20 protein-coding genes are annotated in these 25,855 nt (G+C 68.7%); 13 read left to right on the top strand and 7 right to left on the bottom strand.

Annotated features, from left to right (window positions below):
- Positions 1–33 precede the first annotated feature (33 nt).
- Complete coding sequence (rpsI, locus tag AC1MED_RS13905) at positions 34–540, top strand: 30S ribosomal protein S9 (RefSeq protein WP_346959848.1); 507 nt, start codon at positions 34–36, stop codon at positions 538–540.
- Positions 541–677: 137 nt separating this feature from the next.
- Positions 678–2,039, top strand: a complete 1,362-nt coding sequence (gene glmM, locus AC1MED_RS13900) for a phosphoglucosamine mutase (RefSeq protein ID WP_346959847.1) — start codon at positions 678–680, stop codon at positions 2,037–2,039.
- A gap of 77 nt (positions 2,040–2,116) precedes the next feature.
- Here the strand turns inward: glmM and mscL are convergent, their stop codons facing one another.
- Both mscL and AC1MED_RS13890 read right to left on the bottom strand, forming a co-directional pair.
- On the bottom strand, positions 2,117–2,521 hold the full coding sequence (gene mscL / locus AC1MED_RS13895; protein WP_346959846.1) for a large conductance mechanosensitive channel protein MscL: 405 nt from the start codon (positions 2,519–2,521) through the stop codon (positions 2,117–2,119).
- A 30-nt stretch (positions 2,522–2,551) separates the two neighbouring features.
- Positions 2,552–3,118 carry a M15 family metallopeptidase gene (locus tag AC1MED_RS13890; protein ID WP_479783825.1) on the bottom strand — a complete coding sequence of 189 codons (567 nt, stop codon included), beginning with the start codon at positions 3,116–3,118 and terminating at the stop codon, positions 2,552–2,554.
- A gap of 22 nt (positions 3,119–3,140) precedes the next feature.
- On the opposite strand from AC1MED_RS13890, the gene AC1MED_RS13885 reads away from it, so the two are divergent.
- Entirely contained in the window at positions 3,141–3,338 is a 198-nt protein-coding gene (locus AC1MED_RS13885; RefSeq protein ID WP_479783824.1) for a hypothetical protein, read from the top strand.
- A gap of 142 nt (positions 3,339–3,480) precedes the next feature.
- Here the strand turns inward: AC1MED_RS13885 and coaA are convergent, their stop codons facing one another.
- On the bottom strand, positions 3,481–4,446 hold the full coding sequence (gene coaA, locus AC1MED_RS13880; protein WP_346959843.1) for a type I pantothenate kinase: 966 nt from the start codon (positions 4,444–4,446) through the stop codon (positions 3,481–3,483).
- A 121-nt stretch (positions 4,447–4,567) separates the two neighbouring features.
- On the opposite strand from coaA, the gene glmS reads away from it, so the two are divergent.
- From glmS to AC1MED_RS13840, 8 genes are all read left to right on the top strand, one after another.
- Entirely contained in the window at positions 4,568–6,460 is a 1,893-nt protein-coding gene (gene glmS, locus AC1MED_RS13875) for a glutamine--fructose-6-phosphate transaminase (isomerizing) (RefSeq protein ID WP_479781335.1), read from the top strand.
- 4 nt (positions 6,461–6,464) lie between these two features.
- Positions 6,465–6,812, top strand: coding sequence for a holo-ACP synthase (locus AC1MED_RS13870; protein WP_346959841.1), 348 nt, complete (start codon positions 6,465–6,467; stop codon positions 6,810–6,812).
- A 5-nt stretch (positions 6,813–6,817) separates the two neighbouring features.
- Positions 6,818–8,341 (top strand): NAD(P)H-hydrate epimerase, encoded by a 1,524-nt coding sequence (locus AC1MED_RS13865; protein WP_479783823.1) that lies wholly within the window; start codon positions 6,818–6,820, stop codon positions 8,339–8,341.
- A gap of 90 nt (positions 8,342–8,431) precedes the next feature.
- The gene (glgX, locus tag AC1MED_RS13860; protein WP_479783822.1) at positions 8,432–10,672 is read left to right on the top strand and encodes a glycogen debranching protein GlgX; all 2,241 of its coding nucleotides are present in this window, start codon (positions 8,432–8,434) and stop codon (positions 10,670–10,672) included.
- The gene (treY, locus tag AC1MED_RS13855) at positions 10,669–12,993 is read left to right on the top strand and encodes a malto-oligosyltrehalose synthase (protein ID WP_479783821.1); all 2,325 of its coding nucleotides are present in this window, start codon (positions 10,669–10,671) and stop codon (positions 12,991–12,993) included. Before glgX ends, treY begins: the two co-directional genes overlap by 4 nt.
- Before the next feature lie 36 nt (positions 12,994–13,029).
- Positions 13,030–14,796: a malto-oligosyltrehalose trehalohydrolase gene (gene treZ, locus AC1MED_RS13850; RefSeq protein WP_479783820.1), complete on the top strand. Its 1,767-nt coding sequence runs from the start codon at positions 13,030–13,032 to the stop codon at positions 14,794–14,796.
- 15 nt (positions 14,797–14,811) lie between these two features.
- Positions 14,812–15,849 (top strand): L-glyceraldehyde 3-phosphate reductase, encoded by a 1,038-nt coding sequence (gene mgrA / locus AC1MED_RS13845; protein WP_479783819.1) that lies wholly within the window; start codon positions 14,812–14,814, stop codon positions 15,847–15,849.
- 193 nt (positions 15,850–16,042) lie between these two features.
- On the top strand, positions 16,043–17,128 hold the full coding sequence (locus AC1MED_RS13840; protein WP_479783818.1) for an inositol-3-phosphate synthase: 1,086 nt from the start codon (positions 16,043–16,045) through the stop codon (positions 17,126–17,128).
- A 320-nt stretch (positions 17,129–17,448) separates the two neighbouring features.
- Here the strand turns inward: AC1MED_RS13840 and AC1MED_RS13835 are convergent, their stop codons facing one another.
- From AC1MED_RS13835 to mshA, 3 genes are all read right to left on the bottom strand, one after another.
- Entirely contained in the window at positions 17,449–18,396 is a 948-nt protein-coding gene (locus AC1MED_RS13835) for a hypothetical protein (protein WP_479783817.1), read from the bottom strand.
- A gap of 247 nt (positions 18,397–18,643) precedes the next feature.
- Positions 18,644–20,281: a formate--tetrahydrofolate ligase gene (locus tag AC1MED_RS13830; protein WP_479786690.1), complete on the bottom strand. Its 1,638-nt coding sequence runs from the start codon at positions 20,279–20,281 to the stop codon at positions 18,644–18,646.
- Between the two features lie 258 nt (positions 20,282–20,539).
- Complete coding sequence (mshA, locus tag AC1MED_RS13825; protein ID WP_479783816.1) at positions 20,540–21,805, bottom strand: D-inositol-3-phosphate glycosyltransferase; 1,266 nt, start codon at positions 21,803–21,805, stop codon at positions 20,540–20,542.
- A gap of 97 nt (positions 21,806–21,902) precedes the next feature.
- Between mshA and AC1MED_RS13820 the strand changes: the two genes are divergently transcribed.
- Positions 21,903–22,439 (top strand): N-acetyltransferase family protein, encoded by a 537-nt coding sequence (locus tag AC1MED_RS13820; RefSeq protein WP_479783815.1) that lies wholly within the window; start codon positions 21,903–21,905, stop codon positions 22,437–22,439.
- Positions 22,440–22,521: 82 nt separating this feature from the next.
- The gene (locus AC1MED_RS13815; RefSeq protein ID WP_479783814.1) at positions 22,522–24,306 is read left to right on the top strand and encodes a glycoside hydrolase family 5 protein; all 1,785 of its coding nucleotides are present in this window, start codon (positions 22,522–22,524) and stop codon (positions 24,304–24,306) included.
- Positions 24,307–24,336: 30 nt separating this feature from the next.
- Here the strand turns inward: AC1MED_RS13815 and AC1MED_RS13810 are convergent, their stop codons facing one another.
- Positions 24,337–25,797: a family 4 glycosyl hydrolase gene (locus tag AC1MED_RS13810; RefSeq protein ID WP_479783813.1), complete on the bottom strand. Its 1,461-nt coding sequence runs from the start codon at positions 25,795–25,797 to the stop codon at positions 24,337–24,339.
- Positions 25,798–25,855 lie beyond the last annotated feature (58 nt).

The following is a 25,855-nucleotide window of genomic DNA, read 5'->3' as shown; positions in this document are numbered from 1 at the left end:
GCCACCAAACAACTTATTAATACAAGGAGAACCGTGGCTCAGAACGAAGAGACCACCGAAGCCGTTGAGGCTGAGGAAAACCTGACCAGCTACACCTCGGAGAGCGGTGCTGCCGACGCAGCCGCTCCGAAGAAGGAACGTCCGGCACTGACCGTCGCCGGCGCAGCTGTTGGCCGCCGCAAGGAAGCCGTCGCACGCGTTCGCGTTGTGCCGGGCTCCGGCAAGTGGACTATCAACGGCCGCGAGCTGTCGAACTACTTCCCGAACAAGCTGCACCAGCAGGACGTCAACGAGCCCTTCAAGATCCTCGATCTCGAAGGCGCCTACGACGTCATTGCCCGCATCCACGGCGGTGGCCCCTCCGGCCAGGCCGGCGCGCTGCGCCTCGGCATCGCCCGTTCGCTGAACGAGATCGACGTCGACAACAACCGCGCCACGCTGAAGAAGGCCGGCTATCTTACCCGTGACGCCCGCGTCATCGAGCGTAAGAAGGCTGGTCTCAAGAAGGCACGCAAGGCTCAGCAGTACTCCAAGCGCTAAACAGCGCCTTCCCAACTGGCGTCCGCTGGTTGGAACCGGAAGCCCGTCCCGCATTGCGGGGCGGGTTTCCGCCGCTTAACAGGCGTCCGAGGGTCCGAAACAGGGACCCGGCGCCTCATCGACTAAACTGGGGCACGATGTCTAGATTATTTGGAACAGATGGTGTCCGGGGCCTGGCTAACGGCCTACTGACCGCAGAGCTGGCGCTGCAACTGGCGCAGGCCGCCGCAGTGGTGCTTGGCCACGACCGCAACACCAACGGCAACCGGCCGCGCGCCGTCGTCGCCCGCGATCCGCGGGCCAGCGGCGAATTCCTAGCCGCCGCCGTGGAGGCCGGTCTCTCCAGCTCGGGTATCGACGTTTACGACGCCGGCGTGTTGCCGACGCCGGCGGCGGCGTACCTTGTGGCGGACCTCGACGCCGACTTCGGCGTGATGATCTCCGCCTCCCACAACCCCGCACCGGACAACGGCATCAAGTTCTTCGCCCGCGGCGGCCAGAAGCTTCCCGACGAGGTCGAGGATGCGATCGAGGCTCAGCTGTCCAAGGAGCCCCAGCGGCCGGTCGGCGGCGATGTGGGACGCATCCAGCGGTTCTCCGACGCGGAGGACCGCTACATCGTGCATCTGCTCGGCACGCTGCCGCACCGCCTGGACGGCCTCAAGGTGGTGCTGGACTGCGCCCACGGCGCGGCCAGCGGCTGCTCGCCCCAGGTCTTCAAGACGGCTGGCGCCGAGCTGGTAGTCATCGGGGCGGACCCGGACGGCATCAATATCAACGACGGGGTGGGATCAACCCACCTCGGCCCGCTGAAGCAGGCCGTCCTGGACCACGGGGCCGACCTGGGCATCGCCCACGACGGCGACGCCGACCGCTGCCTGGCTGTGGACCACGAAGGCAACGAGGTGGATGGCGACGAAATCATGGCCATCCTTGCCGTGGCACTCAAAGCCTCCGGCAAGCTCAAGGACGACGTCCTCGTGGCCACCGTGATGTCCAACCTCGGCCTGAAGATCGCCCTGCGCGAGGCCGGCATCACCCTCCGCGAGACCGGCGTGGGGGACCGCTACGTGCTGGAAGGTATGCGCGAGGGCGGCTTCAACCTTGGCGGCGAACAGTCCGGCCACGTGATCTTCGCCGACTACGCCACCACCGGCGACGGCGTGCTCACCGGCCTCCAGCTGGCCGCGCAGGTGGCGCTCACCGGCCGCCCACTGAAGGAGCTGGCCGCGGTGATGACCAAACTCCCGCAGGTGCTGATCAACGTCAAGGGCGTCGACCGGACCCGGGTCAAGGGTGACGCGGCCGTGGCCGCAGCCGTGGCCCGCGCCGAGGCGCAGCTGGGCGACACCGGCAGGGTGCTGCTGCGCCCGTCCGGGACCGAACCCGTGGTCCGGGTGATGGTGGAAGCCGCCGACCAGCAGACCGCGCAGGACATCGCCGAAAGCCTGGCCGAGGTGGTCCGGACCGAGCTCGCCTTGGCCCTCGTCGCCGACTGACCGCAAAGACCTGAAGATGCAAAAAGTGTGGCCCGCCTCCGTCAGGAAGCGGGCCACACTGCGTTGGTACGCAGGAGCTAGCGGGTGGTGCGGGTCAGGGCGTCGCGGATCTCGGTGAGCAGCGCGAGCTGGGGGTCTTCGGCAGCCTCGTCCTTAACCTCGGCGTTGATGCCCAGTTTGCGGTTGCGGCGTTCGATCATGTGGTTCATGGGCATGACGACCACAAAGTAGATCGCGGCGGCAATCAGCAGGAAGTTGACGATCGCGGTCAGGAGGACGCCGAACTCGATGGCGTTGCCGTTCAGGTCCACCTTCGCGAAGCTGTCGAAGTTCGGCGAGCCCACGAGGCCGGCAATGAACGGCATGAGCACCTTGTTCACGAGGGCGGTGACGACGGAACCAAAGGCGGTTCCGATCACGACGGCGACGGCAAGGTCAATGACGTTGCCCTTCATGATGAAGTTCTTAAATCCAGTCAGCATGGACTCCACGCTAGCGCGGAACGTTAGTACTCAGCGGTAGGCCGGCGCGGCTTCCAGGCCGAAATACTCCTCAAGGGTGGGGATGCCCCGCCGGTGCATGTCGCCGGCGGCCTCGACGCCGATGTAGCGGAGATGCCACGGTTCGTAGAAGTAGCCGGTGACCGGGTGCTCCATCCAGGGGTAGCGGACGATGAAACCATAGCGGTGCGCATTCGCCTTGACCCACACTGCGGCCGGCTGCTGGGCGAAGCACGGCTGGAAGCTGCAGGCCCCGCCGCCGTCGCCGATGTCGAAGGACCATCCCGTCTGGTGCTCCGAGTAACCCGGCCGGGCGGAGGCGGTATCCGCCTCGGCGCGCCCACGCGACGACACGTAGCCGTTGTAGGTGGCCGTCTGGGTGGCGTAGGAGCGGTAGCCACTCGCCAGGGTCAGTACGACGCCTGCCGCCGCCGCGCCCGCGAACATCCGCTCGGCCGCCGCCGCCGTCGTGCTGTTCAGCAGCGCCGCCTCACCGGACACTGCCAGCCTGACGGCAGGCTGGACCAGGTCCGCCGGGACGAACGTCGCGGGGGAGAGCGGCCGGTGTTTGTTCACCACCACCCACGGGCTTGCCGGATCCGTGAGGGAATACTTCCGGCCCGGCGCGGCCGACGCCGGCGCAGTCCTCGACGGCGAAGCCGTGGGCGGCGGAGTGGTCGTGGCCGTCTCGGTGGGCGCCGACGTCGGAGTGGCGGAAGCAGGAGTGGACGGCCCGGAAGCGGACGTGGCTGTCCCGGAAGGGCCGTCAGTTGGCACAGTCGTGCCGGAGGCGGACTGAGGGGCGCTGTTGCCCGGGTTGCAGCCTGCCACGGCGGCCAGGGCCGCAAGGGCCGTGCCGGCGGCAAGGAAGCGCCCGACCGTCCGCCGGCTCGGTGACTCCGGCCCCGGCGCCCCGCCGGGGCAGTTCTGGCACACCTGTGCTAAACCTTGCGCAGCAGCATGCGGCGGATGGAGTGGTCCGCGTCCTTGGTCAGCACCAGCTGGGCCCGGCCGCGGGTGGGGAGGACGTTTTCCTCCAGGTTCGGCTCGTTGATTCGCTTCCAGATTTCGCGGGCGGTCTGTTCGGCCTCTGAATCGGAAAGCGTCGCGTAGCGGTGGAAGTAGGATTCCGGCTGCGCGAAGGCGGTGGTGCGCAGCTTGCGGAACCGGTCCACGTACCACTCCTCGATATAGGAGGTCTTGGCGTCCACGTAGATGGAGAAGTCGAAGAAGTCACTCAGCGCCAGGCCCTGCCGGCCGTCGTGCCGCGGCCGGGCCGGGGCCAGCACGTTCAGCCCCTCGACAATCAGCACGTCCGGGCGCCGGACCACCACTTCCTTGCCGGGAACAATGTCGTAGGTGACGTGCGAGTACCAGGGTGCCCGCACTTCCTCGGCGCCGCCTTTGACTTCGCTGACGAACCGCAGCAGGGCGCGCCGGTCATAGGACTCCGGGAAGCCCTTGCGTTCCAGTAACTGCCGGCGCTTGAGCTCGGCGAGGGGGTACAGGAAACCGTCGGTGGTGATCAGTTCGACGTTCGGGGTGCCGGGCCAGCGCCGCAGCATCTCGCGGAGCACACGGGCGATGGTCGATTTGCCGACCGCGACGGAGCCGGCCACACCGATCACAAAGGGGGTGCGCTGGGTTGTTTCGCCCAGGAACGTGGTGGTGGCCGCATGGAGCTGGTTGGCGGCCTCGACGTAGAGGTGCAGCAGCCGGGACAGCGGGAGGTAGACCTCGCGGACTTCCTTCATGTCGAGGGGGTCGCCCAGTCCCCGGAGGCGGAGCACGTCCTCTTCGTTGAGGGGCTGCTCCATCTGGGCAGCGAGCCGGGACCAGGTCTGCCGGTCCAGCTCAACGAACGGGGAGACGCCCTCGCCGTTCGCGTCGTTGCGTTGCAAAGTCACCTTAGAGATTCTGCCCTTGAGAAGGCCCAGAGCGAAATGGACACCCCCGCAGCCCGCTGCGGCGGGGCCGGACCGGCTCATCCTACGTCGGATGACCGGGAAACCAGCTAGGCTTGGGTCCATGTGTGGAATCGTTGGATATGTAGGCCGCGCGGCTGGCCGGGAAAATACTGATCACTTGGCCCTGGACGTTGTCCTGGAAGGATTGCGGCGCCTCGAGTACCGCGGCTATGACTCCGCCGGGATCGCCGTCGTGGCGGACGGCGCCATTTCCTCCCGCAAGAAGTCGGGCAAACTGAGCAACCTGATCGCCGAGCTGGAGGCGCACCCGCTGCCCGATGCGCTCACCGGAATCGGACACACCCGCTGGGCGACCCACGGCGGCCCCACGGACGTGAACGCGCACCCGCACCTGTCCGACGGCGGCAAGCTGGCCCTGATCCACAACGGCATCATCGAAAACTTCGCGGAGCTCAAGCAGGAACTCCTCGGCAAGGGCGTGACGTTCCTCTCCGAGACCGACACCGAGGTGGCCGCCGCCCTGATCGGCGACATCTACCGCAACCAGCTCGGCGGCGACAACGCCAACGGCGGCCTGACCAAGGCCATGGAACTGGCCTGCCAGCGGCTCGAGGGCGCGTTCACGCTGCTCGCCGTGCACGCCGACCAGCCCGACGTCGTTGTGGCCGCCCGCCGCAACTCCCCGCTCGTGGTGGGCCTGGGCGAGGGCGAGAACTTCCTCGGCTCCGACGTCTCCGGCTTCATCGACTACACCCGCCGGGCTGTGGAATTGGGCCAGGACCAGATCGTCACGATCACCGCCGACACCGTCGCGATCACCGACTTCTTCGGCGCCCCGGCCGAGGGCAAGGAATACTACGTCAACTGGGATCCGGCGTCCGCGGAAAAGGGCGGCTTCCCGTCCTTCATGGAAAAGGAAATCCACGACCAGCCGGACGCCGTGCTGCAGACCCTGCTGGGCCGCTCCGACGTCGACGGCAAGCTGACCCTCGATGAACTCCGCATCGACACGGAGCTACTCAAGAGCGTGGACAAGATTATCGTCCTGGCCTGCGGCACCTCCGCCTACGCCGGCCAGGTCGCGAAGTACGCGATCGAGCGCTGGTGCCGGATCCCCACCGAGGTCGAACTCTCGCACGAGTTCCGCTACCGCGACCCGATCGTGGACGCCAAGACCCTGATCGTCTCCATCTCGCAGTCCGGCGAGACCATGGACACGCTGATGGCTGTCCGGTACGCCAAGGAGCAGGGCGCCAAGACGGTGTCCATCTGCAACACCAACGGCTCCACCATCCCGCGCGAGTCCGATGCGGTGCTGTACACGCACGCCGGCCCGGAAATCGCGGTGGCCTCCACGAAGGCGTTCCTCGCCCAGATCGCCGCCGCCTACCTGCTGGGCCTGTATTTGGCACAGCTGCGCGGCAACAAGTTCCAGGGCGAGATCAAGGACATACTCGCTGATCTGGGCAAGATTCCGGCCAAGATTCAGCAAATCCTGGACAACGCCGACGCGATCAAGAAACTCGGCCACGACATGGTGGACGCCAAGTCCGTGCTGTTCCTGGGCCGTCACGTCGGCTTCCCGGTCGCCATGGAAGGCGCGCTCAAGCTCAAAGAGCTCGCCTACATCCACGCCGAGGGCTTCGCCGCCGGCGAGCTCAAGCACGGCCCGATCGCCCTGATCGAGGAAGGCCAGCCGGTCTTCGTGGTGGTCCCGTCCCCGCGCGGCCGCGACTCGCTGCACGCCAAGGTTGTCTCCAACATCCAGGAAGTCCGCGCCCGCGGCGCCAAGACGATCGTGATCGCGGAGGAGGGTGACGAGGCGGTGAAGGCCTACGCCGAGCACGTCATCTACATCCCGGAGACCCCGACCCTCCTGGCACCGCTGCTGTCCACCGTGCCCCTGCAGATTTTCGCGCTCGCACTCGCCAGCGCCAAGGGCTACGACGTGGACCAGCCGCGGAACCTGGCCAAGAGCGTGACCGTAGAATAGCCGCATGATTGTTGGCATCGGCGTAGACGTCGTAGACATTGAGCGGTTCGGCCGGCAGCTGGAGCGCACCCCCGGACTGCGCGACCGGCTGTTTGTGCCGGCCGAGCGGGAGCTGAACACCCGGTCCCTGGCTGCCCGGTTCGCCGCCAAGGAAGCCGTGGCCAAGGTGCTCGGCGCGCCGGCGGGCATGAACTGGCAGGACTGCTGGATCGGACTGGACCAGCACGGCCCGACCGTCCAGGTCAAGGACACCGTACTGGCCGTGGCGCAGTCGAAGGGCGTCAAACGCTGGCACCTGTCGATCAGCCACGACGGCGGCATCGCCACCGCCACGGTGATCGCCGAAGGCTAAGCACCATGATCAGCGCCCATACCGGAACCCACATTCGAGAAGTCGAACAGCAGCTGCTTGAGACGAGTGCGGACCCCGGGATGGGCGCTGTTCTGATGCAGCGCGCCGCCTACGGGCTGGCCAACGCGGTGGTCCGCGAACTCCGCGGCCGCGGGCTGGGAACCTACGGCTCGTCCGTCGCGGTGATCGCCGGTAAGGGCAACAATGGCGGCGACGGGCTCTACGCCGCCGCGCTGCTGGCCCGCCGGGGCCTGCGGACGACGGCGATCCTCACTGCCGGTGAGTCCCATCCGGCCGCGCTGGCGGCGTTCCGTGCTGCGGGCGGCCGCGACGCCGCCCTGGGTGACGGCAACGCCGCGGAGCTGGCAGCAGACGCCGCCCGCGCCGACGTCGTCATTGACGCGGTCCTGGGAACAGGCGCCCAGGGCGGTTTGCGCGGCACGGCAGCCCTGATGTTCGAAGAACTGCAGCGCACCCGGCACGGGCTGGTGGTCGCCTGCGACCTCCCCAGCGGCATCGACGCCGACACCGGGGAGGCGCACGCCCCGGTTCTCGCCGCGGACGTGACGGTCAGCTTCGGGGCGGCCAAGGCCGGCCTGCTGGCCGACCCCGGCGCGGACTTCACCGGCCGGCTTGTCACCATCCCGATCGGCATCGAGGCGGCCCTGGGCGCCCCCGGGCTGCGGCGCCTGGAAACCGGGGATCTGTCCGCGCTGCTGCCACACCCCGGGCGCCGCTCGCACAAATACTCCCGCGGTGTGCTCGGCGTCGTCGCCGGGTCCGCCCGCTACCCCGGTGCGGCCGTGCTGGCCTGCCGGGGCGCCCTGGCCGCGGGCGCCGGCATGGTCCGCTACGTGGGCCCGGCGGAAGTCGCGGACCTGGTCCGCCGGTCCTGCCCCGAAGTGGTGTGCGGCACGTCCGTCGCCGACGCCCACGTCCAAGCGTGGCTCCTGGGGCCCGGACTCGACGACGGCGCACACGAGCAACTGGACCGCGTCCGCGAGGCAGCCGCCGCCGGACTCCCCACCGTGGCCGACGCCGGTGCGCTCCCGGCGCTGCCGCGCCACCTGTCCGCCCGGACCGTACTGACCCCGCATGCCGGCGAGCTTGCCTCCCTGCTGGAACGCTACGACGCCGGACCCGGCCGTGCCGCCGTTGAAGACGCAACGCTCGCAGCCGTCCGGGAGGCCACACGGCTGACCGGCGCGACCGTCCTGCTCAAGGGCGCCACCACCCTGGTGGCCGCCCCGTCCGGCACGGTGTTCAGCCAGGCCGAGGCGAGCCCCTGGATGGCCTCCGCGGGCAGCGGCGACGTGCTGGCCGGGGTGCTGGGTGCCCTGCTGGCACAGCTCGCCGGGGACCCGGGCGCCTTCAGCGCCCTAGGGATCGAGGAACCGGACCGGTGGGCCGCAATTGCGGCGATGGCGGCCAGCCTGCACGGCCGCGCCGGAACCCTGGCGTCGGGCGGCGGTCCGTTGACGGCGTCGGACATCGCGGAAGCCCTGCCGGAGGTCATCGCGAAGCTGTAACAAAAGCGCACGCTGTGCCACCCGGTAAATTAGTAACCCTACTTACAAGTAGTCTGTCTAGAGATAGTTCGCCACGCACGAGGAGTACACATGGAAGTCTGGCCCGGAACGGCTTACCCGCTGGGAGCCACCTTTGACGGCACCGGCACCAATTTTGCCCTGTTCAGCGAGCAGGCGGAGCGGGTGGAACTCTGCCTCCTGGCCGATGACCTGAGCGAGACGCGGATTGAACTGACCGAGGTGGACGGCTACGTCTGGCACTGCTACCTGCCGCAGATCCAGCCGGGCCAGAAGTATGGCTACCGGGTGCACGGACCGTACGATCCAGCGAGCGGGAACCGTTTCAACCCCAACAAGCTGCTGATGGACCCGTACGCCAAGGCCATCCAAGGCCAGATTGACTGGGACCCGGCGCTTTTCTCCTACGAATTCGGTGACCCCGATTCGCGCAACGACGCGGATTCGGCGCCGCACACCATGCACGGCGTGGTCATCAACCCCTACTTCGAATGGGACGGGGACCGCCAGCTGCGCGTCCCGTACCACGAGTCGGTCATCTACGAGGCGCACGTCAAAGGCCTGACCGAGCTGCACCCGGAAATCCCCGAGGAGCAGCGCGGCACCTACGCCGGCGTGGCCCACCCGGCCGTGATCGAGCACCTCAAGAAGCTCGGCGTCACGGCGATCGAGCTGATGCCGGTCCACCAGTTCGTCAACGACGGCACCCTGGTGGAAAAGGGCCTCAACAACTACTGGGGCTACAACACCATCGGCTTCTTCGCCCCGCAGAACACCTACAGCTCCTCCGGCGACGTCGGGCACCAGGTCCAGGAATTCAAGGCCATGGTCCGTGAGCTGCACCGGGCCGGCATCGAGGTCATCCTCGACGTCGTCTACAACCACACGGCGGAAGGCAACCACCTGGGCCCCACGCTGTCCTTCAAGGGCATCGACAACCAGGCCTATTACCGCCTGGTCGACGGCGACCTGAAGCACTACATGGACTACACCGGCACCGGCAACTCGCTGAACGTCCGGCACCCGCACTCCCTGCAGCTGCTGATGGACTCGCTGCGCTACTGGGTGACGGAAATGCACGTCGACGGCTTCCGCTTCGACCTCGCCTCCACGCTGGCCCGCGAGTTCTACGACGTCGACAAACTCTCCACCTTCTTCGAACTGATCCAGCAGGATCCGATCGTCTCCCAGGTCAAGCTGATCGCCGAGCCGTGGGACGTCGGCCCCGGCGGCTACCAGGTGGGCAACTTCCCGCCGCAGTGGACGGAGTGGAACGGCAAGTACCGCGACACTGTCCGCGACTTCTGGCGCGGCGAGCCGTCCACGCTGGGCGAATTCGCGTCCCGCCTGACCGGCTCCGCGGACCTCTACGAGAGCTCCGCCCGCCGCCCGGTGGCCTCGATCAACTTCGTCACCGCGCACGACGGCTTCACCATGCGCGACCTCGTCTCCTACAACGAGAAGCACAACGAGGCCAATGGCGAAGGCAACAACGACGGCGAATCGCACAACCGCTCCTGGAACTGCGGCGAGGAAGGCGACACGGACAACGACACCGTGCTGACCCTCCGCGCCCGGCAGCAACGGAACTTCATTGCCACGCTGCTGCTCTCCCAGGGTGTGCCGATGCTGCTGCACGGCGACGAACTGGGCCGCACGCAGCAGGGCAACAACAACACCTACTGCCAGGATTCCGAGCTGAGCTGGGTGCACTGGGAAGCCATGGACCAGCCGCTGGTGGAGTTCACCGCGTTCGTCAACAAGATCCGCCACGACCACCCGACGTTCCGCCGCAGCCGTTTCTTCGACGGCCGGCCGGTGGTCCGCGGTGAGGGCGAGAAACTGCCGGACATCGTCTGGCTGAAGACCGACGGCACCGGAATGCTGCCGGAAGACTGGGACAGCGGCTTCGGCCGGACCATCGGCGTGTTCCTCAACGGCCACGGCATCCAGGAACAGGACTCCCGCGGCCGCCGGATCACCGACGACAGCTTCCTGATGGCCTTCAACGCCCATGACGACGGCGTGGACTTCTGCCTGCCGGCCGACGAGTACTCGCAGTACTGGGAGGTCCTCATCGACACCGCGGCCCAGGCCGACGCCTACGAACCGCTCAAGGCCGGGACCACCCTGACCCTGGCGGCCAAGTCCATGGTAGTGCTGCGCGCCTACTCGGGACCCGAGGTCGAGGTTGACTACTCGGCCGCGGCGTCACTGGCCTCGATGGCCGAGCACGAGGAAGCCCACGAGGAGATGGTGGAGGCCCAGGAGCAGGCAGCCGCCGCCAGCGAGGCGAAGGCTTCCGCTTCATGAGGACCCCCGCCTCGACCTACCGGCTGCAGATCCGGCCCGGCTTCACCCTGCAGGACGCCGCCGACACCGTGCCCTACCTGAAGTCCCTCGGGGTGGACTGGATCTACCTGTCGCCGATCCTGACGGCGGAGCAGGGTTCAGACCATGGCTACGACGTCACCGACCCCGCCGCGATCGACCCGGACCGCGGCGGCCCGGAGGGTCTCGCGGCGGTGTCCCGCGCGGCGCGCGAGGCCGGCATGGGTGTCCTGGTGGACATTGTGCCCAACCACGTCGGCGTCGCCACCCCGGTTCAGAACCCGTGGTGGTGGTCGCTGCTCAAGGAAGGCAGGCAGTCCCGCTACGCCCCGGCCTTCGACGTCGACTGGGACTTCGGCGGCGGCCGAATCCGGATCCCCGTGCTGGGCGACGACGCGGACGTGGACGCGCTGGAAGTCCGCGACGGCGAGCTGCGGTACTACGACCATCGCTTCCCGCTGGCCGAGGGCAGCTACACCGAGGGGGACGACCCCCGCGAGGTGCACAACCGGCAGCACTATGAACTGGTGGGCTGGCGCCGAGCCGACAACGAGCTCAACTACCGCCGGTTCTTCGCCGTCAACACCCTCGCCGGGATCAAAGTCGAGGACCCGGACGTCTTCGACGAGGCGCACGAGGAAGTTGTCCGCTGGTTCCGCGAGGACCTCGTCGACGGCCTGCGGATCGACCACCCGGACGGCCTCGCGGATCCGGCCGGCTACCTCCGCCGGCTGCGCGAAGTGACCGGCGGCGCCTACCTGCTGATCGAGAAAATCCTCGAGCCCGGGGAAGAACTCCCGGCCGGCTTCGAATGCGAGGGGACCACCGGCTACGACGCGCTCGCGGACGTGGACCGGCTCTTCGTCGACCCCGCCGGCCAGTCCGGCTTGGACGCCCTGGACACCTCGCTGCGCGGCGGCGAACCGGCCGACTACGAGGAGATGATCCGCGGCACCAAGCGCCGGATCACGGACGGAATCCTGCATTCGGAAATGCTGCGGCTGACCCGGCTGGTACCGGCGTCCGCCGGGCTCGACGCCGAGACCGCCGTCGATGCGCTGTCCGAGGTCACCGCCGCGTTCCCGGTCTACCGCAGCTACCTGCCCGAGGGCGAGGACGTGCTGCGCGAGGCCTGCGAACTGGCCGTCCGCCGCCGCCCCGAGCTGGAGACCGCCGTGCGGACGCTGCTGCCCCTGCTGCTGCACGCCGGCCCCGGGCCCGACGCCGAGCTGGGCCGCCGCTTCCAGCAGACCTCCGGCATGGTGATGGCCAAGGGCGTCGAGGACACCGCCTTCTTCCGCTACACCCGGCTGGGCACCCTCACCGAAGTCGGCGCGGACCCCACTGAGTTCGCGCTGTCCACCGATGAGTTCCATGCCCGGATGGCACGCCGCCAGGCACGGCTGCCGCTGTCCATGACCACGCTCAGCACGCACGACACCAAGCGCAGCGAAGACACCCGGGCGCGGATCTCCGTGCTCGCGGAACTGGCTCCGGAGTGGACGGCATCGTTGCGCCGGCTCCAGGAACTGGCGCCGCTGCCGGACGGTCCGCTGGCCAACCTGCTGTGGCAGGCCGTGGCCGGGGTCTGGCCCGCGGACCGGGACCGGCTCCAGTCCTACGCCCAGAAGGCGGCGCGCGAGGCCGGCAATTCGACCGACTGGCTGGACCCGGACCCGGACTTCGAAGCGAAACTGGCCGCCGCCGTCGACGCGGCGTTCGACAACCACCAGGTGCGCGCCGAACTCGATGCGCTGGTGGCCCTGCTGGACCCGTACGGCGCCGCCAACGCGCTGGGCGCCAAACTGGTCCAGCTCACCATGCCCGGCGTCCCGGACGTGTACCAGGGCACCGAGTTCTGGGACCGGTCGCTGACCGACCCGGACAACCGGCGGCCGTTCGACTTCGGCGCGCGGCGCGCGGCTCTCACGGCGCTCGACGCCGGTGACCGGCCGGCGTCGTACCGGGAGGACGCGGCGAAGCTGCTGGTGACCTCGCGGGCGCTGCGGCTGCGCCGGGACGCACCGGAGCTGTTCACCGGCTACACCCCGGTGCAGGCCACCGGAGCTGCCGCCGAACACCTGGTCGCCTTTGACCGCGGCGCCGGCTCGCCCGGGGCTCTCACCCTGGCGACCCGGCTGCCCCGCGGCCTCGAACAGCGCGGCGGCTGGCAGGACACCGCCATCAGCCTCGCCGCCGCAATGACCGACCAGCTCACCGGCAGGACCTACGGCCCGGGCCCGGCGGACGTGGCGGAGATCCTCCGCGACTACCCGGTGGCCCTGCTGGTACCGGCCGCCTGACAGCACGTACTGACGAACCGACATAGGGGAACGGCAATGACTCTGCCCGCACACGGAACCGCACGCTTCGACCTCTGGGCGCCGGACGCGCAGGATGTCACGCTGCTCGCCGACGGACGGCACTACCCGATGCGCCGGGACACCGGCGCCGGCCGGGGCGGCTGGTGGACCGCGCCGGAGGCCCCGGCCTCCGGCGACGTCGACTACGGCTACCTGCTGGACGGGGACACCACGCCGCTGCCGGACCCGCGGTCCCGCCGCCAGCCCGGGGGAGTGCACTCGCTCTCCCGGACCTTCGACGCCGGAGCCCACCAGTGGGCGGACGGGCAGTGGAAGGGCCGCGGGCTGCAGGGCGGTGTGATCTACGAACTGCATGTGGGCACCTTCACCCCCGAGGGGACGCTGGACGCCGCGGCCGGCAAGCTCGGCTACCTGGCCGAGCTCGGCGTCGACTTCGTGGAACTGCTGCCGGTCAACGGGTTCAACGGCACGCACAACTGGGGCTACGACGGGGTGCTCTGGTACGCCGTGCACGAGGGCTACGGCGGCCCGGCCGCGTACCAGCGCTTCGTCGACGCCGCCCACGCCGCCGGGCTGGGCGTCATCCAGGACGTCGTCTACAACCACTTGGGCCCCAGCGGCAACTACCTTCCCCGGTTCGGCCCCTACCTCAAGTCCGGCGAGGGCAACACCTGGGGCGACTCGGTCAACCTGGACGGGCCCGGTTCCGACGTGGTCCGAGGCTACATCCTGGACAACGCCGCGATGTGGCTGCGCGACTACCACGTGGACGGCCTGCGGCTGGACGCCGTGCACGCCTTCAAGGACGAGCGGGCCGTCCACCTGCTGGAGGACTTCGGCGCCCTTGCCGACGCGGTCGCGGCCGAAACCGGGCGCCCCGCGACGATGATCGCCGAGTCGGACCTGAACAACCCGCGCCTGCTGTACCCGCGGGACGCGAACGGCTACGGCCTGGCCGGGCAGTGGAGCGACGACTTCCACCACGCCGTGCACGTCAACGTCAGCGGCGAGACCACCGGCTACTACAGCGACTTTGACTCGATCGCGGCCCTGGCCAAGGTCCTCGAAAAGGGTTTCTTCCACGACGGCAGCTACTCCAGCTTCCGTGAACGGCACCACGGGCGGCCCATCAACAGCTCCCTCGTGCACCCCGCAGCCCTTGTGGTCTGCAGCCAGAACCACGACCAGATCGGCAACCGCGCCACCGGCGACCGGCTGTCCCAGACCCTCGGCTACGGGCAGTTGGCGCTCGCCGCCGTCGCGACCCTGACCTCCCCGTTCACCCCGATGCTGTTCATGGGCGAGGAATACGGCGCCACCACGCCGTGGCAGTTCTTCACCTCGCACCCGGAACCGGAACTGGGGAAGGCCACCGCGGAGGGCAGGATCAAGGAATTCGAACGAATGGGCTGGGACCCTGCCGTCGTGCCCGACCCGCAGGACCCGGCCACGTTCACCCGCTCCAAGCTGGACTGGTCCGAGGCCAAGTCCGGCGAGCACGCACGGCTGCTCGAGCTGTACCGGAACCTGATCGCGCTGCGCCGCGCGACGCCGGAACTCGCCGAGGCAGGCTTCGCGGAGACCGCCGTCGACTTCAACGAGGACGAGCGCTGGCTGGTGCTGCGGCGCGGCAGCGTGGAGGTGGCGATGAACTTCTCCGCCGAACCGCGGCAGCTTTCGGTGGCCGGCAGTTCACTGCTGCTGGCCACGGAGGACGGCACCGCGCTGACGACCGCCGGGCTCGGCCTCCCGGGCCGCAGCGCCGCCGTCGTCTCCCACTAGGAAAGGAAATTACTGATGACTTACCTCGCAGCAGAGAACCGCTACGACACCATGCCCTACCGCCGGGTGGGCCGCAGCGGCCTGAAACTGCCGGCCATCTCGCTGGGCCTCTGGCACAACTTCGGCGATGACAAGCCGTTCGAGGTGCAACGCGCCATCCTGCGCCGCGCCTTCGACCTGGGCGTCACCCACTTCGACCTCGCCAACAACTACGGCCCGCCCTACGGCAGCGCCGAGACCAACTTCGGCCGCCACTTCAAGGACGACTTCAAGCCGTACCGGGACGAGCTCATCATTTCCAGCAAGGCCGGCTACGACATGTGGCCGGGCCCGTACGGCAACTGGGGCTCCCGCAAGTACCTGCTGGCCAGCCTGGACCAGTCGCTGACCCGGATGGGTCTGGACTACGTCGACATCTTCTACAGCCACCGGCCGGACCCCGAGACCCCGCTGGAGGAGACCATGGGCGCCCTGGACCAGGCCGTGCGCTCCGGGAAGGCGCTTTACGCCGGCATTTCCTCCTACACCCCGGAGCAGACCCTCGAGGCGGCCCGGATCCTGAAGGAACTGGGCACCCCGCTGCTGATCCACCAGCCCAGCTACTCGATGCTGAACCGCTGGACCGAGAACGGCAGCCCCAGCCTGTACGAGGCGCTGGACCAGGTGGGCGCCGGGGCCATCGCCTTCTCGCCGCTGGCGCAGGGCATGCTCACCGACCGCTACCTCGACGGCGTCCCGGAGGACTCCCGCGCGGCGCAGGACAAGTCCCTGGACCAGGCCATGATCACCGGCGAAACGCTGGACCGCGTGCGGGGGCTCAACCGCATCGCCGAAGGCCGGGGCCAGACCCTGGCGCAAATGGCGATCGCCTGGATCCTGCGCGAACAGGGCAAGGGCACCTCGGTGACGTCCGCGCTGGTCGGAGCCTCCAGCGTCCGGCAGCTCGAGGACACCTTGGCCGCCATCAACAACCTGGACTTCGCAACCGATGAACTGGACGCGATCGACGAGTTCGCGGTCGAGTCCGACATCAACCTCTGGGCCCAGAAATAAGCTGTGGCGGCGCCGTTCCGCGGCGCCGCCACCGTACGTAACAGATTCGGTGCCGCGGCCGGGAACAACTAAGGTCCCGGCGCCGTTGACTAGAATGCTAAGGGCGCCGCATGGCGTTGTGCCCGTTTGCCGCCGTCGTACATCAGAGTGCGACCGCGCCGGGCGCGTGAAGTTTGTTCTCAAAGGGAGTTTCGTGTCTACAAATCCGATTCGTGTTGCAATCGTCGGCGTGGGTAACTGTGCCACTTCGCTGGTCCAGGGTGTCGAGTACTACCGGGACGCCGATCCCCAGGCCACGATCCCGGGTCTGATGCACGTGCAGTTCGGCAAGTACCACGTGAACGACGTGCAGTTCGTCGCAGCGTTCGACGTCGACGGCAAGAAGGTGGGCCAGGACCTCTCCGCCGCCATCCTCGCCAGCGAGAACAACACCATCAAGATTGCGGACGTCCCGCCGACCGGCGTGACCGTCCAGCGCGGCCCGACCCTCGACGGCCTTGGCAAGTACTACCTCGAGACCATCGAGCAGTCCCCGGAGGAGCCGGTCGACGTCGTCCAGGCGCTCAAGGACGCCAAGGTCGACGTAATGGTCTGCTACCTGCCCGTGGGCTCCCAGGAAGCGGCCGAGTTCTACGCCCAGTGCGCCATCGACGCCGGCGTGGCCTTCGTCAACGCCCTCCCGGTGTTCATCGCCGGCACCAAGGAATGGGCGGACAAGTTCACCGCCGCCGGCGTGCCGATCGTGGGCGATGACATCAAGAGCCAGATCGGTGCCACCATCACGCACCGCGTCATGGCCAAGCTCTTCGAAGACCGCGGCGTCACCCTGGACCGCACCTACCAGCTGAACGTCGGCGGCAACATGGACTTCAAGAACATGCTGGAGCGCGACCGCCTCGAGTCCAAGAAGATCTCCAAGACGCAGGCCGTCACCTCCAACGTGGAAGCCGACCTGGCCGCCAAGGACGTACACATCGGCCCGTCGGACTACGTCCAGTGGCTCGATGACCGCAAGTGGGCCTTCGTGCGCCTCGAGGGCCGCAACTTCGGTGACGCCCCGGTCTCGCTCGAATACAAGCTGGAGGTCTGGGACTCCCCGAACTCCGCCGGCGTGATCATCGACGCGGTCCGCGCCGCGAAGATCGGCCTGGACCGCGGCATCGGCGGCCCGCTGCTCTCCGCATCGAGCTACTTCATGAAGTCCCCGCCGGAGCAGTTCAACGACGACCTGGCCCGTGAAAAGGTCGAGGCCTTCATCCGCGGCGACCTGGAGCGCTAACCCCCGCCCAAACCGACGCTCCCTCACGTTTGGTGCGTTCCAACACGACGCTCCCGCACGTCCGGCGCATTTCACCAGGACGCTCCCGCACTTATGGTGTGGGAGCGTTGTGTTTTTCCGGCTTAGGGAAGTCCCTACACGACGCTGCCTCACGTCTGGCGGGTTTGGGCGGGACGCTCCCTCAGGTTCGGCGGGTTTGGGCGGGACGCTCCCTCAGGTTCGGCGGGTTTGGGGCGGACGCTCCCTCAGGTTCGGCGGGTTTGGGGTGGACGCTCCCTCGGGTTCGGCGGGTTTGGGGCGGACGCTCCCTCAGCTCGGCTCTAGAAGCCGGCGGCGGTTGATGGGCTGATGTATGCGCTGCGGAGGACTCGCTTGATCCTGGCGATGGCACCAGTGAAGCCATCTGCAAGGTCATCTTTTGTCAGAAGGAGAACGGTCCACCCCGCTGCTTCGAAGGCCTTGTCCCGCCGGCGATCGCTGAAGATCTGGGCAGGGAGCAGGTGGTGCCCGCCGTCGTACTGAACTGCAAGGCGCCTAAGCCGATACCCAAGGTCCGCTGTCGGCGTCCCCTCACTGCCCGGGCGCAGTTCTATTTGTAGCTCCGGTTCAGGAAGCCCGGCGTCGCAGATCGCCAGGCGGAGGAGAGTCTCAGGCCCTGAATCGGCTCCCACCCGCATCAGCTCAAGGGCCTCCCGTGCGCGGACGATCCTCTGGAGATTTGGGTGACGGCGCAGCATGACTCGCAACCCGTCGATGGTCGCGAAAGGCTCGCTCCGCCCCTCCAGATTGAACCGGGGGATCCGAACGAGCTCATCTCCCATGCAGACAAGCTCAGGCAGGCTCAATTGCCGGGCCAGGTCGAGCCACGTCCGGGGACGGGTGCTGATCCGGATGCCGTCCGCCGTCTCGATCTCGTCGTCGAACGCAACAACTGTGTGTCCCACGATCCCCTTACGGCGAACTTCGGGGAGCGCGCGCGGCTTACTCAGGTGCAACTCCTCGGAATCCGAGAGCCACGGCGGCAAGAGCTGGCTGCGAAGTCGAGCTGCCGTCACATGCGAGATCCATGCCCCCGGGGAAGCTGCGCTCAGCGCCCGGGCCGCGGCCTCCAACTCGAAGCTCCAACCCGCAGGCCGGTAAAGACCCCGACTGACGTGCTTGAAGTCGGGCTGTCGGAGTCTGGCTCTGGGCACTCCCAACGACGTCGCAGCGGCGAGGGTGAAGGGGCCGGTCACCAGCACACTAGGAAGCTCTGTTCGCTTTCTCATGCTCGCATTGTGGGCGACTTTGAAAAGCCGTGCAGAAGTTATCCACAGCCGCGTCTGTCGCCGCGCACGAACTGAGGGAGCGTCAGGTTTGGAGGCGCCTGATCTGAGGGAGCGTCAGGTTTGGGGGCGCCGGATGTGAGGGAGGGTTGGGTTGGAGGGCGCCGGATGTGAGGGAGCGTCGGGTTTGGAGGCGCCTGATCTGAGGGAGCGTCGGGTGTTGGGGCGCCGGAGGTGAGGGAGGGTTGGGTTAGAAGAGGCCGACGGGGTTGCCGTTGGCGTCGACGTCCATCCGCATTGCGGCCGGAACCTTGGGGAGCCCTGGCATGGTCATCACCGCGCCCGTGAGCGCCACGATGAACCCCGCCCCGGTCTTGGGAATCAGGTCGCGCACGTGCACCGTGAAGCCCTTCGGCGCACCCAGCTTGGTGGCGTCGTCGCTGAAAGAGTACTGTGTCTTCGCCATGCAGACCGGCATCCCGGACCAGCCGTTCTTCTCGATCTCCGCGAGCCGCTTGAGCGCCGGGACGGAGAATTCCACCCCGTCGGCCCCGTAGATCTCCTGCACGATGGTGCGGATCTTGTCCTCCACGGACATTTCCAGCGGATAGAGGTGCCGGAAACCGTGCGGGGCGTCGATGGCGGCAGCGACCTTCGCGGCGAGTTCGTCCCCGCCGTCGCCGCCCCCGCCGCGGCCCCACACGTCGGCCACGGCCGCCTGGACGCCCTCCGCCGCGCACCAGTCCAGCAGCCAGTCGAGCTCCGCCTGGCTGTCGGTGCCGAACTTGTTGATCGCCACCACGGGGGTGATGCCGAACTTCTCGACGTTGCGCACGTGCCGCTGGAGGTTGGCGACGCCGGCGGCCAGGGCCTCGACGTCGGGCTCCCTGAGCTGGTCCTTGGCGACACCGCCGTGCATCTTGAGCGCGCGGATGGTGGCCACCACCACGACGGCGGAGGGCGCGACGTCGGCCATCCTCGCCTTGATGTCCATGTACTTTTCGGCGCCCAGGTCGGCGCCGAACCCGGCCTCGGTGATGACGACGTCGGCGAGGCTGCGGGCCGTCTGGGTGGCGATCAGCGAGTTGCAGCCGTGCGCGATGTTGGCGAAGGGACCGCCGTGCACCACGGCGGGCGTGCCGGCGATGGTCTGCACCAGGTTCGGTTTGATCGCGTCCTTGAGCAGCATGGTCAGGGCGCCCTGGACAGCGAGATCGGCGACCGTGACCGGCTCCCGGTTGTAGGTGTAGCCGAAGGTGATCCGGCCAAGCCGCGCTCGCAGGTCGTCCAGGTCGGTGGCCAGGCAGAACACCGCCATGATCTCCGAGGCGACGGTGATGTCGAAGCCGTCCTGCCGCGGCACGCCCTGCGTCGGGCCGCCCAGGCCGATCACAACCTCGCGCAGGGACCGGTCGTTCATGTCCAGCACCCGCTTGAACGTCATCCGGCGCGGATCGATGTTCAGCGCGTTGCCCTGGTAGATGTGGTTGTCCACCAGCGCCATCAAGGCGTTGTTCGCCGAGGTGATGGCGTGGAAGTCGCCGGTGAAGTGCAGGTTGATTTCGTCCATCGGCAGGACCTGTGAGTAGCCGCCGCCGGTCGCGCCGCCCTTCATGCCCAGAATGGGGCCCAGCGAGGGTTCGCGCAGCGCGATCATGACCCGGTGCCCGGCGCGGGCCAGTGAGTCGGCCAGGCCCACCGTGGTGGTGGACTTCCCCTCACCGGCCGGGGTGGGGGACATCGCCGAGACCAGCACCACCTTGCCCGGGGTGTGCGCGGCGTCCCGGTTGAGCTTGGCCGGATCGATCTTGGCCTTGTAGCGGCCATAGAATTCCAGCGCCTCCGGGTTGATCCCGGCGGCGGCCGCCACATCCTGGATCGGCCGCATGGTGGCCCGCTGCGCGATCTCCAGGTCGCTCGGCGCCGGCGGCACGGCCGGCGTCTCGGCTGGCGAGCTCAGCACCGGCGTCTGGGCCGGCGAGCTCAGCACCGGCGTCGGGGCCGGCTGCCCGGCAGCCTGCCCGGCCGAAGGTCCGGCGTTGGCTCCGGCGGGTTCCGTGGTGTTCTCCGACATCGTCGTCCTTCGGCTCGTGGCTTCGTGGGCCCCGGCCGGCGGTTCCGGCCGGGGTCCCGGTCTGGCTCCCGGTCAGGGCGTGTGGCCCGCCGGGATGCTTCGTGTTCCAAAATACTGGACCAGGGCGGCCTGGTAGCTCTCCAGCGTAATCGCGGCGGTGCGCTGCCAGCCGAAGTCCTGGGCGTGTACCGAGGCCGCGCGGCCCATGTCCTCCCGGGTGGCCGGGTCGTCATGGAGGGCTTCCAGGGCATCGGCCCAGTCCGCTGCCTTGTGGCCCTCCACCAGCAGGCCGGTCCGGCCGTCGAAGATCGCCCGCGACAGCCCGCCCACCTTCGTGGCGACTACGGGCGTGCCGCAGGCCTGGGCCTCGAGGGCGACCAGGCCGAAGGATTCGCTGTAGGAGGGCATCACTACGACGTCGGCCGAGCGGTACCAGCCGGCCAGCTTGGGCGCGCTGACCGGCGGGTGGTGCGTGACGACGTCGTCCATCCCGGCGGCGGTGATCAGGGCCTTGAGGTCAAAGTCCTTCGCCCCGCTCACCGCCCCCAGGATGGTCAGCTGCAGATCGATGTCCGGACGGCGGGCACGCAGCAGGGCGGCCGCCTTGATCAGGATCTGCGGTCCCTTGAGCCGCTGGATCCGGCCGGCGAAAAGCAGGTGGAACCGGCCCGGCACGATGCCGTGCTGGCTGCGGGCGCGGCTCCGGAACGCGGGCGTAAAGATGGACAGGTCCACGCCTGGGGGCGCCACATCGATGCGGTCGGGGTCGGCACCGTAGTGCGAGACCAGTTCCGCGGCCTCCGCCCCGGTGTTGGCGATCAGCCGGGTGGCGCCGTCGACGATGCGGTGTTCGCCCTCCTCGCGCCGGCGCGGTTCAGGTTGCTCGCCGGACTCCAGCAGCAGGTTCTTGACCTTGGCCATGGTGTGCATGGTGTGCACCAGCGGCACGCCCCACAGCTCCGAGAGCTCCAGCCCCGCCACCCCGGACACCCAATAGTGCGAATGGATGACGTCGTAACGGCCATGCGGCTGCAGCTGCTTGATCCGGTCAATTTCGGCCACCATGCTGTGCAGCAGCGCCGGCAGTTCCTCCTTGGGAAGTTTCCGCGGCGGACCGGCGAACACGTTGTGGACGCAGACGCCCGGGAAGGGATGCTCGACGGCGGCCTGGCCGGCCGCGTTGGACCGGGTGAAGATCTCCACCTCCACGCCAGTCTCGGCCAGGGCCGCGGCGAGGGCGCGGACGTACACGTTCATGCCGCCGGCGTCCCCGGAGCCGGGCTGCTCCATTGGCGAGGTGTGCAGGGAGAGGAAGGCGACACGGCGGACCAGCGGCATCCTCTTTCCTCCCTTCCTGCGACGTGGATTCGATAAAACACTACTCCTGAACGGCAGGCCGATTCACCGGCGGCTGGCGGCTGCTAACGTGGCGGCTGTGAGCGCAAACACAGAAACCCGGGCGGTCCCGCCGTCGTGGGTGATCCGCGAGGCCACCGGCCAGGACTGGCCCACCATCTGGGAGATCCTGGAGCCGGTCATCCGGGCCGGGGAGACCTTCACCTGGGACCGCGACACCACCGAGGAGCAGGCCCGCGCGAAATGGGTCAAGACGGCGCCGGGCCGGACCTTCGTCGCCGTCGGGACCGGGCGGCTCGACGGCGTCGTGCTGGGCACCGGCGAGCTGCACGCCAACCAGGGCGGCGGCGGCAGCCACGTCGCCAACGCCGGGTACATGGTCCGTGCCGGGTACGGCGGCCGCGGCGTCGCCCGGGCCCTGTGCGCCTATTCGCTGGAGGCCGCCCGGGCCGCCGGCTTCCGCGCCATGCAGTTCAACGCCGTGGTGGAAAGCAACGTCCGGGCCGTCGCCGCCTGGCAGGCGATGGGCTTCAAGATCCTCGCCACCATCCCTGAGGCCTTCCGGCACCCGAGCCTGGGCTTTGTGGGCCTGCACGTGATGCACCGCAGCCTGTAGCGGGCCCGGACGGATAAACCCCAAGACATTTGCGGCCGCCGCGAATAGGCTGGGCCGTGAAGGCCGAGCGAGGGAGACCTGAATGCCCGGGAGTGGTTATCCGCAGGTGCAGCACGAGCCGGGCAGCCCTGACCGGGATGCCCGCAGGCGCCGCTGGCCTGGCTGGTTTCCGGCCCTCCTGCTGCTGGTGGTGCCGCTGCTGGTTATCGCCGGGTGCACGCTGTCCCGGAACAACGGCAGCAGCCCCGCGGCGGAGACCGGACCGGACTTCGTCACCGCCTCCGGCCGCGGCCTTGTCCTCAACGGCGAGCCCACCCGGCTGAAGGCGGTGAATTTCTCCAACCTCTACCATCGAAACCTGAACGGGGCCGAGCTCCTCACCTCGCAGCACCATTCGGAGGAAGACTTCGCCAGGGCAAAAGACATCGGCTTCAACAGCATCCGCTTTGCCTTCGACGGCGACTGGTACGCCGACTCCCCGCAGGTCTTCTGGCAGTGGCTGGACCAAAACGTGGCCTGGGCGCGGCAACACGGCATGCGCCTGATCCTGGACCTGCACACCCCGATCGGCGGATTCTGGCTGGACCCGACCAGCGACGCTGTCAGCTTTGACCTCTGGTCCGATCCCCGGCTGCAGCAGCAGAACGCGGACCTGTGGCGGGCCATCGCCGCCCGGTACAAGGACGAACCGGCCATCGCTGCCTACGACCTGCTCAACGAGCCGGTGACGACCGATGCGACCGGCGAACAATGGAAAAGGCTGGCGCGGCAGCTGGTCGCCGCAGTCCGGGCGGAGGATCCGAACCACCTGCTGGTTGTGGGCGGGATCTACGGGGTCAACGGCCGCTACGGCGCGTCCGGAGTCGACCAGCACTTCCTGGTGGATGACAGCAACGTCGTGTACGACTTCCACTTCTACGAGCCCATCAAATACACCCACCAGTACGCGTCCTGGGTCGAGGGCCCGGTCCAGGACGGCGGCCGCTATCCGGACCCGGACACGATTCTCCCGACCGGCCAGCGGGTCCTGCTGCCCGGAAGCCGTATCGCCACCCAGCCACTGCCCGCGGGCACATCGGACTGGGCGGCGTACGACAGCGGCATCGTAACCATTGACGACAGCAGCGCGGTCGCGGCGGCGCCCCTGGCCATCGCGCAGGGCGGGATGCGGGGAACGGCCAGCTTCGATGCGATCAGGGTGACCGAGTACGGACCGGACGGGACCGAAATCCGGCAAATCATCAACGACCCCCTGGACCGCGACGCGGCGTTGGACTGGCATCAATGGGAATACGGCGGGACGGCAGGGGCGGCGCCGAAGTTCGCGCGGGAGAAGGCCGGCTACCGGGACGGCGGCAGCCTCTCCATCAGCGATGCCACGGACGCCAAGGCAATCGCAGGGTGGAGCAACGACGCCCACCTGTTCAAGGTTGTGCCCGGTAACAAGTACCGCATCCAGGGCCATATGCGGGGGCAGAACATTGCGGCGTCCGCGGGGTCGGCCCCTCGGATCGGGCTCCAGCTCGACGTCTACGCACAGTCGCCGGGCACGGCCGGAAACGGCTTCCTCGCACGCGACAAAGGCTATTTGGCACACGAAGTGGGGAAGCGCGTCCAGTTCGGCATCGACAACAACGTGCCGATGTCGGTCATGGAGTTCGGGCTGGTCCGGCAGGCCTTTGAAATGGAGGGCAAGGGCGGCGGCCAGTGGGTCACCGACATGCTTGACCTCCTGGCGGAGAACGACCTCAGCTTTGCCTACTGGGAATACCACGGGACGCAGATGGGGCTCTACCTCAGCGGTTCAGGGCAACCCGGCGAACCCAATCAGGCCCTCCTGGACACTCTGGCCCGCGGACTGCGCTGAGCGTCAGGATACGGCGAGGAGCCGCCGCCATCAGCTGCGGACGTCGTGGCGCCAGAGCTCCAGCAGGTCCGGGAACGCGGCCTCATAAGCGGCCAGCAGCTGGGCCGCGAGCACGTCCGAATCCACCAGGGGGTGCCGGGCGAACGCGGCCAGGGCGGCCCCGCGCCGGCCCCCGGCAGCCGGGCGCGACCCTGCGCTGTCCGGGCCGGTGCCGGGGACGGTGCCAGGGACGGTTCCCGGGGGCGCGGTGGCGCGGACCACGAGCCGTTCGACCTCCTTGATCCGCAGCATCAGCGCCAGCTGCGCTGCCGCCGGCCGGTCCTGCGGGATCGGCACCACGCCGTCGGCGCCCACCTTGCACGGGACCTCGACGACGGCGTCGACCGGCAGCCCCGGGATCGCGGGGGTCCGTGCCCCGCCGGATCCGGGCGCCGCGTTGGGCGTGTTCAGGATCAGCTCGGCGTCGCCACCGCCGGAAAGGGCGCGCATCACCGCCAGCGCGACACGTTCGTAGCCGCCCCCGGCCAGGTCGTCCTCGTCCCGCTGCTCCCCGGCGGCGCGGGCCTCGGCCAGGTAGCCCTCCTCGCGGGACCGGCGTGCGGCGTCCCAGAGCCCGTAGGCCCCGGCGCCGGCGGACGCGAGCCGGGGGTAGAGCTCGGCCTGCTGCCGGTGGATGGACTCGCCGCGGGTCTGGGCGGCGGCCCGCATGGCCGCCAGGGCACGGGCGGTCTCGTAGTAGTAGTACAGGTATTCGTTCGGCACGCAGCCCAGGCCGGCCAGAAAGGGCTGCGGGAACAGACGGCCTTCCTCGAAACCGGCCAGCGCCCCGGCGTCGGCCAGCAGACCGGGGAGGACGTCCCTGCCGCCGGACTCCAGCCGGTACAGCCAGCCCAGGTGGTTTAGCCCGTAGTAGCCCACGCCGTCGAGCCTGCCCTCCGGGAGCACGACGCCGGCGGCGCGCGCCGCCCGGTGCACCAGCCCGCCGGCCGAATCGCAGATCCCCACCACCCGGCGGCCCAGCACCGGGACCAGGGCCTCGGTCACCATGCCCGCCGGATTCGTGAAGTTGACCAGCCACGCGCCCGGACAGATGCGCTTCATCGCCTGCGCCAGGGACAACATCGGCGGAATGGTGCGCAGGGCGTAGGAGATGCCGCCGGCGCCGGTGGTCTCCTGGCCCAGCACCCCCAACTCCTGCGCCACCCGCTCATCGGCGGTTCGTCCGGCCGTGCCGCCGGGACGGATGGCAGCGAAGACCAGGTCCGTGCCGGCCAGGGCCTCGGGCAGGGACGTGGTGGCACGGACGACCGGACCGCCGCCCGGAAGCTGTCCGGGCACGGAGGCCAGCACCGCCTCGATCGCGGCGAGCCGGCCGGCGTCGACGTCGTAGAGCACCAGCTCCCGGACCAGCCCGGCGAAGGGTCCGGCGCAGAGCGCCCGGTAGACCAGCGGCACCCGGAATCCGCCGCCGCCGGCAATCATGAGCCGCATGCCAGCAGTCTATTCTTACCTCGCGCCGGAGCGCCCGGAAGGCCGTCTTTCGCCGGCT

Source organism: Arthrobacter sp. BI5 (assembly GCF_056680065.1).
The sequence above is the reverse complement of the archived record's forward strand: the minus strand, read 5'-3'. Positions and strand labels throughout refer to the sequence as shown.

Excerpts from the sequence above, each read along its gene's own strand:
- glmM (WP_346959847.1), top strand. The coding sequence starts at position 678 with ATGTCTAGATTATTTGGAACAGATGGTGTCCGGGGCCTGGCTAACGGC.
- mscL (WP_346959846.1), bottom strand. The coding sequence starts at position 2,521 with ATGCTGACTGGATTTAAGAACTTCATCATGAAGGGCAACGTCATTGAC.
- glmS (WP_479781335.1), top strand. The coding sequence starts at position 4,568 with ATGTGTGGAATCGTTGGATATGTAGGCCGCGCGGCTGGCCGGGAAAAT.
- AC1MED_RS13870 (WP_346959841.1), top strand. The coding sequence starts at position 6,465 with ATGATTGTTGGCATCGGCGTAGACGTCGTAGACATTGAGCGGTTCGGC.
- AC1MED_RS13865 (WP_479783823.1), top strand. The coding sequence starts at position 6,818 with ATGATCAGCGCCCATACCGGAACCCACATTCGAGAAGTCGAACAGCAG.
- glgX (WP_479783822.1), top strand. The coding sequence starts at position 8,432 with ATGGAAGTCTGGCCCGGAACGGCTTACCCGCTGGGAGCCACCTTTGAC.
- treY (WP_479783821.1), top strand. The coding sequence starts at position 10,669 with ATGAGGACCCCCGCCTCGACCTACCGGCTGCAGATCCGGCCCGGCTTC.
- treZ (WP_479783820.1), top strand. The coding sequence starts at position 13,030 with ATGACTCTGCCCGCACACGGAACCGCACGCTTCGACCTCTGGGCGCCG.
- mgrA (WP_479783819.1), top strand. The coding sequence starts at position 14,812 with ATGACTTACCTCGCAGCAGAGAACCGCTACGACACCATGCCCTACCGC.
- AC1MED_RS13835 (WP_479783817.1), bottom strand. The coding sequence starts at position 18,396 with ATGAGAAAGCGAACAGAGCTTCCTAGTGTGCTGGTGACCGGCCCCTTC.
- AC1MED_RS13830 (WP_479786690.1), bottom strand. The coding sequence starts at position 20,281 with ATGCGGCCGATCCAGGATGTGGCGGCCGCCGCCGGGATCAACCCGGAG.
- mshA (WP_479783816.1), bottom strand. The coding sequence starts at position 21,805 with ATGCCGCTGGTCCGCCGTGTCGCCTTCCTCTCCCTGCACACCTCGCCA.
- AC1MED_RS13815 (WP_479783814.1), top strand. The coding sequence starts at position 22,522 with ATGCCCGGGAGTGGTTATCCGCAGGTGCAGCACGAGCCGGGCAGCCCT.
- AC1MED_RS13810 (WP_479783813.1), bottom strand. The coding sequence starts at position 25,797 with ATGCGGCTCATGATTGCCGGCGGCGGCGGATTCCGGGTGCCGCTGGTC.